The sequence below is a fragment of the Kitasatospora sp. Ki12 genome, from assembly GCF_054601375.1.
In genome coordinates this window covers 956,103-972,509 of sequence record NZ_BAAIHT010000001.1, presented here as the reverse complement: position 1 = coordinate 972,509, position 16,407 = coordinate 956,103, and the positions used below count along the sequence as shown (strand labels likewise).

The 16,407-nt window shown below is 72.1% G+C and carries 11 protein-coding genes; 3 read left to right on the top strand and 8 right to left on the bottom strand.

Annotation, left to right across the window (positions count from 1 at the left end):
• Positions 1-391 precede the first annotated feature (391 nt).
• Positions 392-1,318 carry an ABC transporter substrate-binding protein gene (locus tag ACYP53_RS04085; RefSeq protein ID WP_459646657.1) on the bottom strand — a complete coding sequence of 309 codons (927 nt, stop codon included), beginning with the start codon at positions 1,316-1,318 and terminating at the stop codon, positions 392-394.
• 586 nt (positions 1,319-1,904) lie between these two features.
• On the opposite strand from ACYP53_RS04085, the gene ACYP53_RS04080 reads away from it, so the two are divergent.
• Both ACYP53_RS04080 and ACYP53_RS04075 read left to right on the top strand, forming a co-directional pair.
• On the top strand, positions 1,905-3,098 hold the full coding sequence (locus tag ACYP53_RS04080) for an NAD(P)-dependent malic enzyme (RefSeq protein ID WP_459646656.1): 1,194 nt from the start codon (positions 1,905-1,907) through the stop codon (positions 3,096-3,098).
• Between the two features lie 129 nt (positions 3,099-3,227).
• On the top strand, positions 3,228-4,190 hold the full coding sequence (locus tag ACYP53_RS04075; RefSeq protein WP_459646655.1) for a zinc-binding dehydrogenase: 963 nt from the start codon (positions 3,228-3,230) through the stop codon (positions 4,188-4,190).
• Between the two features lie 124 nt (positions 4,191-4,314).
• On the opposite strand, the gene ACYP53_RS04070 is transcribed toward ACYP53_RS04075, so the two are convergent.
• The 7 genes from ACYP53_RS04070 to ACYP53_RS04040 all read right to left on the bottom strand — a co-directional run bounded on the left by ACYP53_RS04070 (position 4,315) and on the right by ACYP53_RS04040 (position 14,967).
• Positions 4,315-5,370: a PadR family transcriptional regulator gene (locus ACYP53_RS04070; RefSeq protein WP_189915689.1), complete on the bottom strand. Its 1,056-nt coding sequence runs from the start codon at positions 5,368-5,370 to the stop codon at positions 4,315-4,317.
• Position 5,371: 1 nt separating this feature from the next.
• Complete coding sequence (locus ACYP53_RS04065; protein ID WP_459646654.1) at positions 5,372-6,271, bottom strand: DUF4097 family beta strand repeat-containing protein; 900 nt, start codon at positions 6,269-6,271, stop codon at positions 5,372-5,374.
• A 225-nt stretch (positions 6,272-6,496) separates the two neighbouring features.
• The gene (locus tag ACYP53_RS04060; RefSeq protein ID WP_189915691.1) at positions 6,497-6,676 is read right to left on the bottom strand and encodes a DUF6104 family protein; all 180 of its coding nucleotides are present in this window, start codon (positions 6,674-6,676) and stop codon (positions 6,497-6,499) included.
• A gap of 46 nt (positions 6,677-6,722) precedes the next feature.
• On the bottom strand, positions 6,723-8,699 hold the full coding sequence (locus ACYP53_RS04055; RefSeq protein ID WP_459646653.1) for a protein kinase domain-containing protein: 1,977 nt from the start codon (positions 8,697-8,699) through the stop codon (positions 6,723-6,725).
• Between the two features lie 264 nt (positions 8,700-8,963).
• Positions 8,964-12,713 (bottom strand): multifunctional oxoglutarate decarboxylase/oxoglutarate dehydrogenase thiamine pyrophosphate-binding subunit/dihydrolipoyllysine-residue succinyltransferase subunit, encoded by a 3,750-nt coding sequence (locus ACYP53_RS04050; protein WP_459646652.1) that lies wholly within the window; start codon positions 12,711-12,713, stop codon positions 8,964-8,966.
• 233 nt (positions 12,714-12,946) lie between these two features.
• On the bottom strand, positions 12,947-14,134 hold the full coding sequence (locus tag ACYP53_RS04045; RefSeq protein ID WP_189915694.1) for a sensor histidine kinase: 1,188 nt from the start codon (positions 14,132-14,134) through the stop codon (positions 12,947-12,949).
• A gap of 95 nt (positions 14,135-14,229) precedes the next feature.
• Positions 14,230-14,967, bottom strand: coding sequence for a response regulator transcription factor (locus tag ACYP53_RS04040; protein ID WP_189915695.1), 738 nt, complete (start codon positions 14,965-14,967; stop codon positions 14,230-14,232).
• Positions 14,968-15,528: 561 nt separating this feature from the next.
• Here ACYP53_RS04040 and ACYP53_RS04035 point away from each other — a divergent pair.
• A complete protein-coding gene (locus ACYP53_RS04035; protein WP_189915696.1) occupies positions 15,529-16,308 on the top strand; it encodes a rhomboid-like protein in 780 nt (259 codons plus the stop codon).
• Positions 16,309-16,407 lie beyond the last annotated feature (99 nt).

The window sequence follows — 16,407 nt, the reverse complement described above, 5'->3', positions numbered from 1 at the left end:
GGAGAGAAGGTCGGGCGGAGCGCGCCGCGGGAGCGGCGCACCGGGGGTGCGAGCCGTACGGCGTCGTACGGTGTGCGTCGTACGTCGTCGTACGTGCAAGGCCGGGTTCTGCAGTGCCTGGACGCTGGGACCGCCCAGGGTTCTACGAGTACTGCTTCCGCCACCCTCCGCCGAGGTGGACGTTGACCGAACCGCCTCGACCAGTGGCCGTCGATCCGAGATGGGGGGAATCCTGCCATCTGATGACGGTCAGGTGGCCCTGATCCAGATCAAAATCGGATAACGAGGGGTCACACCGTCCGCTATTCGGACCTATCCCGGGCCCCTGTCACCCTGCGCATAAGTATGCAGATCCCTCTGTGCTCAGCCCGGAGGCCCGCCGCCCGCCCGCTCAGATGCCCCCGTTGACCACGGCGTTCTGCGCCGCGCCGGCGCTGACGTTCCACTTGGCGAGGATCTTGTCGTACTCGCCGCCGCGGATCAGCTGGTCGACCGCCTTGGCCAGCGCGTCGCGCAGCTCGGTGTCGCTCTTGCGCACCGCGATCCCGTACGGGTTGGAGGTGGACTGCGCGCCGGTCACCTCGAAGCGGTTGCCGCTGTCGGTGGTCTTCGCCGCGTAGGCGGCCACCGGGAAGTCGTTCACCCCGGCCGCGGCCGCGCCGGAGGCGACCTCGGCCAGCGCCTTGGCGTCGCTGTCCAGCTTGTGCGTGGTCAGCTGGCGGCCGGTCCGGGCGCAGACCCCCACCTGGCGGGTGATGATCTCGTCCTGGGTGGTGCCCTGCTGGAGCGCGACGGTCTTGCCGCACAGGTCGTCCAGGGTCTTGATCCCCTTGGGGTTGCCCTTCGGGACGACGATCGAGGTGCCGGCGATGAAGTAGTCCACGAAGTCCACGGCGGCGGCGGTCGGCTTGCCGTTCTCGTCCAGGCCCTCGCGGCGCTGGCGGATGTCGCTGAGCGCGGACATCGCCACGTCGTACTGCTTGCCCTGGAGGTTCGGTATCAGCTTGTCGAACGTGGTGTCGACGAACTCGATCCGCACGTCGAGGATCTTGCCGAGGGCGGCGGCGAGCTCCGGGTCGAGGCCGGTCGGCTTGCCGTCCGGGCCGCGGAACTCCACCGGGGCGTAGTTGACGTCCATGCCGATGCGGAGCACCCCGGCCGAGCGCTGCGCCTTCGGCAGCTTGCTGCGGACATCCTTGACCGGGTCGTCCGCGGCGGCCTGCCCGCCGCCTCCGCAACCGGTCAGCAGGAGGGCACCGGCGGTGGCCAGGACGGCGCCGGCCAGGGCCGGACGGCGGAAGGGGAGGGGGTGAGGCATGAGGGAGGCTCCTGTGGGAGGGACGTGCGGTCGCCACGGTGTCGCGGTGGTGTACGCGAAATGGCGGACAAGCGATCCTGCCATCCCGCCCTGCCGGGCCCGGCGGCGGGTGTGTCAGAATGCCGTACCGGGTGACCCCCGGACGCTCGAACCAGACCGCCGAGTCCTGACAGGCCCGGGGTGCCCGGGAACGGAAGTCCTCACGTGACTCCGTATCCGGGGCACCGAATCCCCTCGCGTCTGCGTTCACTCCTGCGGGTGCGCGTGTGCTCACTGCCGTTGCCGCCGCCGGAGCCCGGCGCTTCCGACGCCGGGCCCCTGGGACGCGACAGCGCGGCGATGAACCGCACGTGACGAGGACGAAAAGGCATAGGTGCGATGCCTTCGTCCGACCTAGGCTCGGCCCCGGTAGCACTAACGCGGACAAACACAAGACCCCATAAAACCCTCACCCGAGGGCGCCTCCCGACACAGCGCCCCGACCCCGACCCCGGGTCCGCTTCGGCGTACCCGGTTTCCGGTTTCCGGACGGGTCGTCCCGCCGTCGGCCGTGTGCCCTCGCCAGATCAATGACGAAGAGGTCATCGTGGCAGCGGAGATCATCAGCAGCACCCAGGACACCGACGATCCGGTCGACGCGGTTTTCGCGCTGCACCGCGGCGGCAAGATGGAGATCCGGGCGACCGTCCCGGTGCGTGACGCGGACGACCTGTCCCTCGCCTACACCCCCGGTGTCGCCCGGGTCTGCACGGCCATCGCCGAGCAGCCCGAGCTGGTCAACGACTACACCTGGAAGTCCAACACCGTCGCCGTGGTCACCGACGGCACCGCCGTGCTGGGCCTCGGCGACATCGGCCCGGAGGCCTCGCTGCCCGTGATGGAGGGCAAGGCCATCCTGTTCAAGCAGTTCGGCGGCGTGGACGCGGTGCCGATCGCGCTCGCCTGCACCGGCGTCGACGAGATCGTCGAGACCGTGGTCCGGCTGGCGCCCTCCTTCGGCGGGGTCAACCTGGAGGACATCTCCGCCCCCCGCTGCTTCGAGATCGAGCGCCGCCTCCAGGACGCCCTGGACATCCCGGTCTTCCACGACGACCAGCACGGCACCGCGATCGTCACCACCGCCGCCCTCTGGAACGCGGCCGCGGTCACCGGCCGCGAGATCGGCTCGCTGCGGGCCGTCATCTCCGGCGCCGGCGCGGCCGGCATCGCCATCGCCAAGATGCTGGTGGCCGCCGGCATCGGCGACGTGGCCGTCTGCGACCGCAAGGGCGTGGTGTACGAGGGCCGCGGCGACCTCACCGACGTCAAGGCCGAGATCGCCGCGCGGACCAACCGCTCCGGCCTCAAGGGCTCGCTGGCCGACGCGATGGCCGGCGCCGACGTGTTCATCGGCGTCTCCGGCGGCACCGTGCCGGAGGAGGTCGTCGCGACGATGGCCGAGGGCGCGTTCGTCTTCGCGATGGCCAACCCCAACCCGGAGATCCACCCCGAGGTCGCGCACAAGTACGCGGCGGTCGTGGCCACCGGCCGCAGCGACTTCCCGAACCAGATCAACAACGTGCTGGCCTTCCCCGGCATCTTCGCCGGCGCCCTGCAGGTGCGGGCCAGCCGGATCACCGAAGGCATGAAGCTGGCCGCCGCCAAGGCGCTGGCCGGTGTCGTCGCCGACGAGCTCACGCCGCAGAAGGTCATCCCCTCGCCGTTCGACGAGCGGGTCGCCCCGGCGGTCACCAAGGCCGTCGCCGAGGCCGCCCGGGCCGAGGGCGTGGCCCGGATCTGAACCGGGACACGAACCGGGCCGACGGCCTGAGGAACGGCTGACGGACGGACCGCGGACGGCCGGGGCAGGGACACGCGTCACACTCACGCGTGGTTCCCGGCCCCGGCCGTCGCCGCTATCGTCCGGTTCATGTTTGCTGCCTACGCCGCACGTATCGATGCCGACGACCCGCTCAGCGGACTGGAGTTGGGCGAGCTCCCCGAGCCGCAGGCCCGGCCCGGGTGGAGCGTGGTCACGGTCAAGGCCGCCAGCCTCAACCACCACGACCTGTGGTCGCTGCGGGGCGTGGGCCTGCCCGCCGAGAAGCTGCCGATGATCCTCGGCTGCGACGCCGCCGGTGTCGACGAGGACGGCAACGAGGTGGTCATCCACTCGGTGATCGGGCAGAGCGGCCACGGGGTGGGCCCGGACGAACCGCGGTCCATCCTGACCGAGCGCTACCAGGGCACCTTCGCCCAGCGGGTCGCGGTGCCCACCTGGAACCTGCTGCCCAAGCCCGCGGAGCTCAGCTTCGAGGAGGCCGCCTGTCTGCCCACCGCGTGGCTGACGGCCTACCGGATGCTGTTCACCAACGCCGGGGTCAAGCCCGGTGACACCGTCCTGGTGCAGGGCGCCGGCGGCGGCGTGGCGACCGCGCTGGTCGTCCTCGGCAAGGCGGCCGGCCTGCGGGTCTGGGTCACCGGCCGGGACGAGGCCAAGCGCCGCCGGGCGGTGGAGCTGGGCGCCGACGCGGCCTTCGAGAGCGGCGCCCGGCTGCCCGCGCGGGTCGACGCGGTGATGGAGACGGTCGGCGCCGCGACCTGGTCGCACTCGGTGAAGTCGCTGCGTCCGGGCGGCACCATCGTCATCTCGGGTGCCACCTCTGGACCCAGCCCGCGCGCCGCCGAGCTGAACCGGATCTTCTTCCTGGAGCTCAAGGTGGTCGGCTCGACCATGGGCACCAAGGAGGAGCTGGCCGGGCTGCTCGCGCTGTGCGCCAACACCGGCGTCCGCCCGGTGATCGACTCGGTGCTGCCGCTGAGCGAGGCCCGGGAGGGCTTCGCCCGGCTGGCCAAGGGCGAGGTCTTCGGCAAGATCGTCCTCAACCCCTGACGCCAGGGCCCGTCGGGGCCCGGTGCTCCTCGGGGGAGCACCGGGCCCGGGGTCCTTCGGCCGGGCCGGCGGTCGGCCGGTCGCTCGGCAGTCGGCCGCTCAGCCGAGCAGCCGCCTCAGCCGCTCAGCCGAGCAGCCGCCTCAGCCGCTCGCCCGCGGCGCCCAGCACCGCGCGGGCCTCGGCCAGCTTGTCCGCGCTCACCCCGCCGTCCCGGGCCGCGTCGCGGACCTGGTCGCGGAAGCGGTCGAGCAGCCGCTCCAGCTCGCGGGACGGGTCCCCGGCCGGGTCGGTGTGCGTCCATCCGGGCAGGTCGGCGGGGGTGGCGGTCCCGTCCTTGTCCGGGCCGTCCTTGTCCAGGTCGATCCGGGTCACGTCGATCCGCTCGCCCTGCCCGGCGGGCTCGTCCACCGGGTTGCCCCAGCGGGCCGCGTCGGCCAGGCCGGACAGGCCCTTGGTCAGCTCGGCCAGGCCCTCGGCCAGCCCGGTCGGCCAGTCGCCCTTGGCCGCGTGCTCGCGCACCTGCTGCTCGACCCGGCGCTTGATCCGCAGGGCCTCCTGCTGCGCGGCGTTGCGCGAGGCCTTGGCCTGGGCGCGCAGCCGCCGGGCCTCGTCCTCGGCGGCCTTCGCCTTGGCCTTGGCGGCCTTCTCCTGCTCCCGGGCCCGCTTGGCCTGCTCCTTGGCCTGCCGCTTGAACTGCGCGAACTCCTCCTTGGTGCGCTGCCAGGCGTCGTTGTCGCCCCACGGGCCCGACCAGGCGTCGCCGGCGCCGTCGCCCGGGGCGCGGTCGGGTCGGGGGGTCTGCTTGGCGGCCTTCCACAGCTCCTCGCGCAGGTCCTTGGCGCTGTCCCGGACGTCCTCCCGGATCGCCCCGGCGAGCTGCGCCACGGAGTCCAGGATCTCCAGCTCCAGCTCGTCCAACTCGCCCTGCCGGGCTTCGAGTTCGGCGCGACCGGCGTCGGTCAGCCGGTAGACCTTGCGGCCGCCCTCGGTGCTGTGGGCGACCAGGCCCTCCTGCTCCAGCTTGGCCAGCCGCGGGTAGACCGTCCCGGCCGAGGGGGCGTACAGGCCCTGGAACCGCTCCTCCAGCAGGCGGATCACCTCGTAGCCGTGCCGCGGTGCCTCGTCGAGCAGCTTCAGCAGGTAGAGGCGGAGCCGGCCGTGGCCGAAGACGGGGGTCATCTCAGGCCTCCTTGGTGAAGTCGGGCTTGCCGGCGGCGGGGAGCTCCTTGGCCGGGCCCTCGTCCTCGGGCTCGGGACGGCTCAGCACGGTCACCGAGCCGGAGACGGTGGTGACGCCGAGGCTGCCGCGGCCCTCGCCGAGCTGGCCGGAGAGCTTCTTGGCGCCCCAGGTGCTGCTCAGCTTGAGCTGCTCGAAGCTGCTGGAGATGTCGCCGCTGGTGGAGCCGGCCTCGACCTTGGCGTCGGTGCGGGAGGGGATCCGGACCACGACCGGGCCGCTGACGGTGCTGACCTTGACGTCGGCCGCGCCGTCGACGTCGAGGTCCAGGGTGACGGCGCCGGTGACGGCGTTCGCCTGGACCCGGTCGGCGGTGCCGGCGACCACCGTGAGCTGCCCGGAGACGGTGTTGACCCGGAGCTGGCCGCCGATCGACTGGGCGTCCACGTCGCCGGTGACGGTGTTGGCGTCGGTGCGCCCGGTCAGTCCGACCAGGGTGGCGTCGCCGTTGGCGCTCTGCACCGAGACGTGCCCGGCCACGCCGGAGACGGTGGCGTCGGCGGAGACGGTGCCGACCTTGACCTCGGCGTCGGCCGGGACGGTGAGGGTGATGCCGACGACCCGCTTGCGCTTGAGGGAGCCGAAGAAGCTCTTGACCGAGCCGACCGACTTGAGCCAGTCGCCGAACTCGCCCCAGCTGTTGAGGTCCTTGTAGGTGACCGTCAGCACGCCGTCCACCAGCGTCACGTGCAGCGGGTCGCCCTGGAGCTCGGTGACCTCCAGGCGGGCCGGGCCCTCGGCGGCCACCACGTTCACGGTGCCCTCGATGACCCGCACGTGCAGGGCGCGGACCGGCTCGTCCACGGTGGTCCTGCCGGGCTCCTCGATCGTCCACTGGCTCATCTCTGCCGCCTCCCGTCGCGGATCGCGATGTATCGCGTTCTCTTTTAAAGACGATATATCGCGTGACGGGAAAATCAAGCGTGCCCGACCCCGGACCCGACCCCGATCCGCCCCCGAGCCTTCCCCTACGGGACACCCGGGCGAGACCGGGCGGAGAGGGCACCGGGACATGCGAGAGGCCCGGGAGGCAACCGCCTCCCGGGCCTCTCGACGGCCGTCACCGGGTCACTCGTCGTCCTCGTCGTCGAGCCGGGCCAGCCAGGTGGCCAGCCGCTCGACCGGGATCTCGAAGTCCGGGTTGAGGTCGACGAACTCGCGCAGGCGCTCGGCCAGCCAGTCGAAGCTGACCTCCTCCTCGCCGCGGCGGTTCGCCAGCTCCTCGATGCCTCGGTCGGTGAAGTACACGGTTCGCTCCGGTCCGATGGGGATTGACCTGGTCAGGATAGACCGGTCAGCTGGCCCGCCAGGTGCTGACGGTGAGCGAGGCGGCGCCGGTGGTCGCGTCCGCCGTGCTGATCGCGGCGATGGCGATGTTCCGGGAGACCCGGTCGCGGATGCAGAGCAGGCGCCCGGGCGCGACCCGGTTGTAGGACAGGTCGGTGTCCGGACGGGAGTCGATCGCGGCGGCGCACTGCTCGGCCGTCACCGTGGAGTCCGTGATCACGGCGAAGTCCGACCGCTCGTCCCCGGAGCTCTCGAACGCGTTGGCCTTCAAGCCGGCGCCGTTGTTGGTGACGCCGAGGCCCCACTTCAGGCCGCTGCTGCTGCGCGGCACCACGGTGCCGTTGACCAGGTCGATCCGGTACGCGTCGGAGGAGTAGTCGGCGGCCGGGATCGAGAGCGCCTTCTTGTCCAGCAGCAGGGTGTAACCGGTCGGCCGGGCCGGGGCCGAGACGGCGCCCGAGGCGGACTGTGAAGGGCCGGCCGTCACCGGCGAGTTGGTGACCGTACTGCTCGGGCTGGGGGAGGAAGTCTCGGTCGGGGCCGCCGCCGGCTTGGAGGCGGCCGGCCCGCCGGTGGCGGGGGCGGCGTTGGAGGAGTCCTTCTTCTTGTCGCCGTCGTTCAGCTTCTTCATCAGGACCACGCCGCCCGCGGTGCCGCCGACGGCCATCACCAGGGCGACGGTGAGCAGCACCTTCCAGGACACCCCGCCCTTGCGCTTGGGCTCCGGCTCGGGCGCCGGGTCGGAGGTCACCACCGGGCCGGGCGGCGGGGTGTCGAAGGTCGGCGGCTCCTGCCGGAGCTGGACGGTCGGCGGCGAGGGCAGCACCGGGGCGGTCGGCGACTCGGTGGGCGGCTGCGGGGCGCCGTACGAGCCGAGCGGCGGCGGCGTGAAGCCCGGCGGGGGTGCCACGGGCTGCTGCGGCTGCACGGCGGTGGCCGGGTGGGTCGGCGCGACGGCCGGCGGCGGGGGAGTGGCCGGGGCGGCGGGCATCGCGGGCACCGGCGTGGGCGGGGTGGCCGGCGCGGCCGGCAGCGGGGTGGGCGGGGTCTTGGGGAGGTCGGAGCGGCGGGTGATCTCGGTGTTGACCTGGCGCGGCAGCCAGTCGTCGGCGAACCGCAGCTGGCCGCCGACCTCGGGGTGGTTGCGGGCGACCTGGATGATCTCGGCGGGCTTCGGCCGGTCCTCCGGGTTCTTCGCCAGGCAGCGCTGGATCAGCTCGCGCAGGTCCGCCGGGACGGCCGACAGGTCGGCGTCCTCGTGCACCACCCGGTAGAGCACCGCGGTGTCCGGGCCGTCGCCGAAGGGCGCGGTGCCGCCGGCCACGTACGCGGCCAGGGCGCCGAGCGCGAAGACGTCGGTGGCCGGGGTGACCGGGCGGCCCTGGGCCTGCTCGGGGGACATGAAGGCGGGGGAGCCGATCCGGTAGCCGGTGCCGGTCAGCGCGGTGGCGTCGGCGGCCCGGGCGATGCCGAAGTCGATCACCCGCGGGCCGTCCCCGGCGACCAGCACGTTGGCGGGCTTGAGGTCGCGGTGGACCACCTCGACGCTGTGGATCGCCTGCAGGGCCTCGGCGATGCCGCCCATCAGGAGCAGGACGGTGCGCACCGGCAGCGCGCCGTGCTCGCGGACCACCTGCTGCAGGGACGGGCCCGGGACGTAGGCGGTGACCAGCCAGGGGGCGTCGCTGTCCAGGCCGCCGGAGTCGATCACCTGCGCGGTGTAGAGCCCGTGGATCCGCTGGGCGTTGCTGACCTCCTGGGCGAAGCGGCGCCGGAACTCGCCGTCCTCGGCGAACTCGGGGCGCACCACCTTGAGCGCGACCGGGCGCCCGCCCGGGGTGTAGGAGAGGTAGACCCGGCCCATGCCGCCGGCGCCGAGGCGGGCGAACAGCCGGTAGCCGCCCACCTCCTTGGGATCCTCCGGGAGGAGGGGCTGGAAGACCGGCGGGAGCTTCGCGGCGTCCCGAGGCGTGTCGGCGGTCATGTGGTGATCCCCCTGGGAGAGCGGTGAGGTCGTACGGCCGGGGCGGTGGCGGGGCGCGATGACGGGCGCCCGGTGTCCGACCGGCAGGCATAACCTATCGACCCGTCAGGAGCTCGTGCACGGCGGTTCCGGTTTGGTTGCAGAGCTGGGACCTTGACATGGCGTGACGGTGAAACGGTTCTGCCGGGAAACGACGCGGCCCCCGTCCTCCCGGGTGGGAGGGCGGGGGCCGGTGAGCCCTCGGAGCTTCAGCGCGTCAGAGCGTCAGAGCGAGAAGACCTCTTCGATCAGCGCGCGCTGCTCGGCGGCGTGCCGCTTGGCCGAGCCGACCGCGGGCGACGAAGCCGTCGTGCGGGCGACGCGGCGCAGGCGGGAGCCGCCGGCGCTGCGGCCGATGACGACCTGCAGGTGGTCGACCAGGTTCATCGCGATGAACGGCCAGGCACCCTGGTTGTCCGGCTCCTCCTGCGCCCAGACGAACTGGACGTTCTCACCGTAGCGGGCCAGCTCCTCCTGGAGCTCGGCCACCGGCAGCGGGTAGAGCCGCTCGACCCGGACGATCGCGGTGTCGGTGACGCCGCGCTCGGTGCGGGCCGCCTCCAGGTCGTAGTAGAACTTGCCGGCGGTGATGACCACCTTGCGGACCTGCGCCGGGTCGACGGTGGTGTCGCCGATGACCGGGCGGAACGAGCCGGACAGGAACTCCTCGGTCGCACTTGCCGCGGCCTTCAGACGCAGCATCGACTTCGGGGTGAAGACGACCAGCGGCTTGTGGTGCGGGTTGTGCGCCTGCCAGCGCAGCAGGTGGAAGTAGTTCGACGGCAGGGTCGGCATGGCGACCGTCATGTTGTTCTGCGCGCACAGCTGGAGGAAGCGCTCCGGGCGGGCGGACGAGTGGTCCGGGCCCTGGCCCTCGTAGCCGTGCGGCAGCAGCAGGGTGACGCCGGAGTGCTGGCCCCACTTCTGCTCGGCGGAGGCGATGTACTCGTCCACCACGGTCTGCGCGCCGTTGACGAAGTCGCCGAACTGCGCCTCCCACATGACCAGCGCGTTCGGGCGGGTCAGCGAGTAGCCGTACTCGAAGCCCATGGCCGCGTACTCCGACAGCAGGCTGTCGTAGACGGTGTAGCGGGCCTGGTCCTCGGTGAGGTACTGCAGCGGGGTGTAGTCCTCGCCGGTCTTGCGGTCGATCAGGACGGCGTGCCGCTGGCCGAAGGTGCCGCGGCGGCTGTCCTGGCCGGCCAGGCGGACCGGGTGGCCCTCCATGAGCAGCGAGCCGATGGCGAGGGTCTCGCCCATCGCCCAGTCGATGGTGTTGTCCTCGACCGAGGCGGCGCGGCGCTGCAGCTGCGGCAGCAGGCGCGGGTGGACGGTCAGCCAGTCCGGCAGGTTGACCTGCGAGGCGGCGATCCGCTTGACCATCTCCTGGGAGATGCCGGTCTGGATGGAGACCGGGAAGTCGGCGACCGGCTTGCCGGCGGTGGCGTCGGCTGGCGTCTGGGCCGCGTCGCGGACCTCGGCGAAGACCTTCTCCAGCTGGCCCTGGAAGTCCTGGAGCGCCTGCTCCGCCTCTTCCATGGTGATGTCGCCGCGACCGATCAGGCCCTCGGTGTACAGCTTGCGCACCGAGCGCTTCTTGTCGATCAGGTCGTACATCAGCGGCTGGGTGAACGACGGGTTGTCGGCCTCGTTGTGACCGCGGCGGCGGTAGCAGATGAGGTCGATCACCACGTCCTTGTGGAACTCCTGGCGGAACTCGAAGGCGAGCCGCGCGACGCGGACCACGGCCTCCGGGTCGTCGCCGTTCACGTGGAAGATCGGGGCCTCGATCATCCGGGCCACGTCGGTGCAGTACATCGAGGAGCGCGAGGACGCCGGGGCGGCGGTGAAGCCGACCTGGTTGTTGACCACCAGGTGGATCGTGCCGCCGGTGCGGTAGCCGCGCAGCTGCGACATGTTCAGGGTCTCCGCGACCACGCCCTGGCCGGCGAAGGCCGCGTCGCCGTGGACCTGGATCGGCAGCACCGGGAAGGTGGTGCCGCCCTGGTCCAGGATGTCCTGCTTGGCGCGGACGATGCCCTCGACGACCGGGTCGACCGTCTCCAGGTGGGACGGGTTGGCGGCCAGCGAGACCTTGATGGTCTCGCCGTCCAGGCCGGTGAAGGTGCCCTCGGCGCCCAGGTGGTACTTGACGTCGCCCGAGCCGTGCATCGACTTCGGGTCGAGGTTGCCCTCGAACTCGCCGAAGATCCGGGCGTACGGCTTGCCGACGATGTTGGCCAGCACGTTCAGGCGGCCGCGGTGGGCCATGCCGATGACGGCCTCGTCGAGGCGGTGCTCGGCGGCGGCGTCGATGGTGGCGTCCAGCAGCGGGATGAGCGACTCGCCGCCCTCCAGCGAGAACCGCTTCTGCCCGACGTACTTGGTCTGCAGGAAGGTCTCGAAGGCCTCGGCCGAGTTCAGGCGGCGGAGGATCCGCAGCTGCTCCTCGCGCTCCGGCTTGGTGTACGGCTTCTCCAGGCGCTCCTGCAGCCACTTGCGCTGCTTCGGGTCCTGGATGTGCATGTACTCGATGCCGACGGTGCGGCAGTACGTGTTGCGCAGCAGGCCGAGGATGTCGCGGAGCTTCATCATCTTCTGGCTGCCGAAGCCGCCGACCGCGAACTCGCGCTCCAGGTCCCACAGGGTGAGGCCGTGCTGGACGACGTCCAGGTCGGGGTGCTTGCGCTGCTTGTACTCCAGCGGGTCGGTGTCGGCCATCAGGTGGCCGCGCACGCGGTACGCGTGGATGAGCTCCATGACGCGGGCGGTCTTGTTGACCTCGTCGTCGTGGGTGGTGGCGACGTCGGTGGCCCAGCGGACCGGCTCGTACGGGATCCGCAGCGACTCGAAGATCTCGTCGTAGAAGCCGTTCTGCCCGAGCAGCAGCTGGTGGATCGTGCGCAGGAACTCGCCCGACGCCGCGCCCTGGATGACGCGGTGGTCGTAGGTCGAGGTCAGCGTCATGATCTTGGAGACGCCCAGGCGGGCCAGGGTCTCCGGGGCGGAGCCCTGGAACTCGGCCGGGTACTCCATGGCGCCGACGCCGACGATGGTGCCCTGGTTCTGCATCAGGCGCGGCACGGAGTGCACGGTGCCGATGCCGCCGGGGTTGGTCAGCGAGACCGTGACGCCGGTGAAGTCGTCCATGGTCAGCTTGTTGGCGCGGGCCCGGCGGACGATGTCCTCGTAGGCCTGCCAGAAGCCGAAGAAGTCGAGCGTCTCGGCCTTCTTGATCGCCGCGACGACCAGCTGGCGGTCGCCGTTCGGCTTGACCAGGTCGATCGCCAGGCCGAGGTTGACGTGCTCCGGCTTGACCAGGAAGGCCTTGCCGTCCTCCACCTTGTAGCTGTAGTTCATCCCCGGGGAGGCCTTGATGGCCTGGACCAGGGCGTAGCCGATCAGGTGGGTGAAGGAGACCTTGCCGCCACGGGCGCGCTGCAGGTGGTTGTTGATGACGATGCGGTTGTCGATCAACAGCTTCGCCGGCACGGCGCGGACCGAGGTCGCGGTCGGCACCTCCAGCGAGGCGTCCATGTTGGTGGCGACGGCCTTGGCCGGGCCGCGCAGCTGGATCAGCTCGGGGCCGGCGGCCGGGGCCGGCGCGGCCACGGCCGGGGCGGCGGCCTTCGGGGCCGGGGGCGCGGCGGGCGCGGCGGCGAGCGGGGCGGCAGCCGGAGCCGGAGCGGCCGGAGCGGCCGGTGCGGCGGGGGCGGTCGCGGCCGGAGCAGCAGCGGCGGCGGGCGCGGGGGCAGCGGCAGGGGTCGGCGTGGGGCCGGCCTGGGTCGCGGCCTGGGTCACTGGGGTCACCTCGGTACCGGGCTTGTAGTCGGCGAAAAAGTCCCACCAGGCTCGGTCGACCGAGTTCGGGTCCTGGAGGTACTGCTGGTAGATCTCGTCGACGAGCCACTCATTGGGGCCGAAGCCAGTGGAGCTTGCCGAGCTGTTGGGGGTTTCAGGGGACTGTGGCGACACGGCGGCAACCGCCCTCTTCCGCTTCCTTTTGGGATGTTTGGACAGCGGGGATTAAGGCTACGCCCCTGACCAGTGATCGCGCAGTCCCCGGGGGCCAGGCGTCACCCAGATCACAGTCCTGACCTGCACTTTGGCCGAAAAAGTACGTTAGAAAGCCGCATCTGAGGGGAACCGATCGACCTCGGCGAGGGGCTATATCCGCAGGAAAACGGACAAACCCCCACGGAAATCCTCTAACGATCTTCGTATGCGTCTGTGTCGGATCTGTGACAAATGTCCTGGCCCTCGACCTGGCGCCGCCCGGGCAGCCGGACCTCGATCCGGCAGCCGCTCGGCGACTCGGCCACCGCGATCCGTCCGCCGTGCAGGTCCACGGCCCAGCGGGCGATGGCCAGGCCGAGGCCGGTGCCGCCGTCCGAGCCCGGGCCGGAGGCCGTCGCGGTGCCGCTGCGGCTGAACCGCTCGAAGACCCGGGTGCGGTCGGCCGGCGGGATGCCGGGGCCCTCGTCCTGGACCTCCAGCACCAGTGCGCCGTCCTCGCAGTCGGGCCTGGCGCGCACCGTCACGGTGCCGCCGGGCGGGGAGTGCTTGCAGGCGTTGTCGACCAGGTTGGCGACCACCTGGTGGAGCCGCTCCGGGTCCGCCACGCCGGTCAGGCCGGCCGGGCTGACCTCCAGGGCCAGCCGGACGTCCCCGCGCCGGGAGAAGGCCCCGCCGGCCGTCGCGCCGTCCACGGTGACCCCGCGCAGCACGCCGTCCAGGAACTCGCGCACCTCGAAGGGGCGGGCGTCCAGGTCGACCACGCCGTCGTCGATCTTGGAGAGGTCGAGCAGGTGGGTGACCAGGCGGCCGAGCCGCTCGGTCTGCTCCAGCGCCGCCCCGAGCGTCGCCGGATTGGGCTGGACGACGCCGTCGACCACGTTCTCCAGGACGGCGCGCAGCGCGGCGATCGGCGTGCGCAGCTCGTGCGAGACGTTGGCGACCAGCTCGCGCCGGTGCTGGTCGGCGGCCTCCAGGTCGGCGGCCATCGCGTTGAAGGCGGCCGCCAGTTCGCCGATCTCGTCGCGCGAACTCACCTCGACCCGGCGGCTGTAGTCGCCGGAGGCCATGGTGCGGGCGGCCTCCGTCATCTCGCGCAGCGGGGCGGTCAGCCCGTGCGCGAGGAACTGCATGAACAGCAGTGAGGCGATCATGGAGAAGACCATGATGATCCGGATCTGGGTCTCGGACCGGATCGCCACGACCACCATTCCGGTGGCCAGGAACACGGAGACGATCACGAGCAGGGCGAGTTTGCCCTTGATCGAGCGGACCGGGTCGAGCGGCCGGATGTCGGCCCAGACCCGGCTGGCGGCACGGGCGGCGAGGGTCCGCGGCCGCGTGCCGGCGGAATCCCCGTTGCGTTGCTGTGGAAAGGTCATTGGTCTCTGTGTCCCCGCGTGTCTTCCCCCGCGTGGTGGCACGGCGTCGTCCGGACACGGGCCCCCCGGTGGCCCGTCGCCCGGTGCTCGCCGTCCTAGGAGAGCGGGGCCTCCAGTGCGTACCCGACGCCGTGCACGGTGCGGATCCAGCTGGCGCCGATCTTCCGGCGCAGCGCCTTGACGTGGCTGTCCACGGTGCGGGTGCCGGACGCGTCGGTCCAGTCCCAGACCTCGGCCAGCAGCTGCTCGCGGGTGAGCACCGCGCGCGGCTGGGCGGCCAGGCAGGCGAGCAGGTCGAACTCGGTCGGCGTCAGGTGGACGTCGCCCGAGGCCAGCCGGACCCGGCGCTGCACGTGGTCGATCTCCAGCTCGCCGAAGCGCAGGCTGCCGAGCGCGGGCGTGCGGGCCGCCTGCTGGGCGCGCTCGACGCGGCGCAGCAGCACGTTGACCCGGGCGGCCAGTTCGCGCATCGAGAACGGCTTGGTCATGTAGTCGTCGGCACCGACGCCGAGACCGACCAGCAGGTCCGTCTCGTCGTCGCGCGCGGTCAGCATCAGCACCGGCACCGGGCGCTGGGCCTGGATCCGGCGGCACACCTCCAGGCCGTCGAAGCCGGGCAGCATGATGTCGAGGACGACGAGGTCCGGCTGCCAGGTGTGGAAGCCGTCGACCGCGCCGGGGCCGTCGTGGGCCACGGCGACCTTGAACCCCTCCGCGCCCAGTCGGGCCGCGATCGACTCGGCGATCGTGGGTTCGTCCTCAACCACCAGCACTCTGCGCTGGCTGCTCACCGCGCCGCCGGCGTTGTGGTTGTCCTGCTGAATTTCTGTCACGGTCACGCCACCGCCCCCAGGGCTGCGGGCCGGCCACCTGTGGGGATGGCGGGGCTCCGCTCGTAGTCTTGTTCCGTCGTGGACTGTGCCGGGTCCGCCGTCCCGTCGCGCGATCGGGAGGCGAGGACGGACTGGTCGGCCGCCCACTTCTCCCGCGCACTTCGCAGCGTACGGACAGCGGATGCTTTCCGGCAGGTGGACCGGACGTTTCCGGCCCGTGGGCCGGCTGTTCGAGCCGCCCGCGGACCCACTGCACGAGTGGGCACGGGCCGATACCTTACCCGGCGAATTTTCACCGCGTAACGGTACGTATGCAGTCCAGTTGACGCCAAGTCGCCGGTCAGAGGCCCTACTGACGCGTTAATGGGAACAAGGTCTGGACCAATTTCAGGAATCCGGCGGTCCGCTACGTCGACGGTCTTCACGGGCTTTTCCCAGGTGCCTCTCAGAACCTCGACGTACCGTGGCCACGACAACATCCGACCGGGCGCGATCCGCGGCGCGCGCCGGTGCCCCGGGCGCCGGGCGGGCCGGTTGGCCGCGGCGTCGAGCGGAGGCGGCATGGCGGGACTGCGGCAGGACGCCGGGGGCCGCGTGCCCGCGGGAGCGCCGTACGGAATGCTCCGGCTCGGGCTGCGCACCGGCGCCGTGCGGTGGCTGCTGGACCGGGTGCCGACGCCCCGGCGCAACCCCTTCACCCTCGGGTACCTCGCCGTCGTGGGCGCCACCACGACCTTCGCCCGGCTCGCCGACCCGGAACTCGTGCAGCGGTTGCAGGAGGCCTCCAGCTCCGACGGGCACAACCTGCTGCAGCACCCCGTGCGGGCCCTGGTCCTGAGTGGTTTCTGGGTGGCCGGTGAAGTCTGGATGCCCTACCTGTGGGGATTCGCCTTCACCCTCGCACCGCTGGAGCGCAGGGTCGGGCCGGCCCGGGCGGCGGCGGTCTTCGCGATCGGCCACGTCACGGCCACCCTGCTCTCCCAGGGCGTGGTGGTCGTCGCGGTGGAGACCGGGCGGATGGCGCCCGAGGTCATGGACCACCTGGACATCGGGGTCAGCTACGGCGTGCTCGCCTGTCTGGGCGCGGTGGCCGGGCTGCTCTCCTGGCGCGGGCGGCTGGTCGCCCTGGGCGGCGCCGGGCTGATGATCGCCGAGCAGATCGCCTCCGACCGGGACGTGGTCACCGCCGTGGGGCACCCGGCGGCGGTGCTCACCGGGGTGGCGCTGTGGCGCTGGCTGCGCCGGGCCGAGCGGCGCCCGCCCCGGCCGCGTCCGGCCGCGGCGCCGGCCGGCGGTGCCGCGCCCGCGCGCGGCGGGGCGCACGTGCGGACCGCGCGCTGAGGAATTCCGGGGGTGCGCCGGGTGCTGTCCCGGTGCCGTCCGGTCTGTTCTCCGTGCCCTTTTGACGGCCGCCCCGCGGCCCGCCCGCGGGGCCTTCCC

Excerpts from the sequence above, each read along its gene's own strand:
- ACYP53_RS04085 (WP_459646657.1), bottom strand. The coding sequence starts at position 1,318 with ATGCCTCACCCCCTCCCCTTCCGCCGTCCGGCCCTGGCCGGCGCCGTC.
- ACYP53_RS04075 (WP_459646655.1), top strand. The coding sequence starts at position 3,228 with ATGTTTGCTGCCTACGCCGCACGTATCGATGCCGACGACCCGCTCAGC.
- ACYP53_RS04070 (WP_189915689.1), bottom strand. The coding sequence starts at position 5,370 with ATGACCCCCGTCTTCGGCCACGGCCGGCTCCGCCTCTACCTGCTGAAG.
- ACYP53_RS04065 (WP_459646654.1), bottom strand. The coding sequence starts at position 6,271 with ATGAGCCAGTGGACGATCGAGGAGCCCGGCAGGACCACCGTGGACGAG.
- ACYP53_RS04055 (WP_459646653.1), bottom strand. The coding sequence starts at position 8,699 with ATGACCGCCGACACGCCTCGGGACGCCGCGAAGCTCCCGCCGGTCTTC.
- ACYP53_RS04045 (WP_189915694.1), bottom strand. The coding sequence starts at position 14,134 with ATGACCTTTCCACAGCAACGCAACGGGGATTCCGCCGGCACGCGGCCG.
- ACYP53_RS04035 (WP_189915696.1), top strand. The coding sequence starts at position 15,529 with ATGGCGGGACTGCGGCAGGACGCCGGGGGCCGCGTGCCCGCGGGAGCG.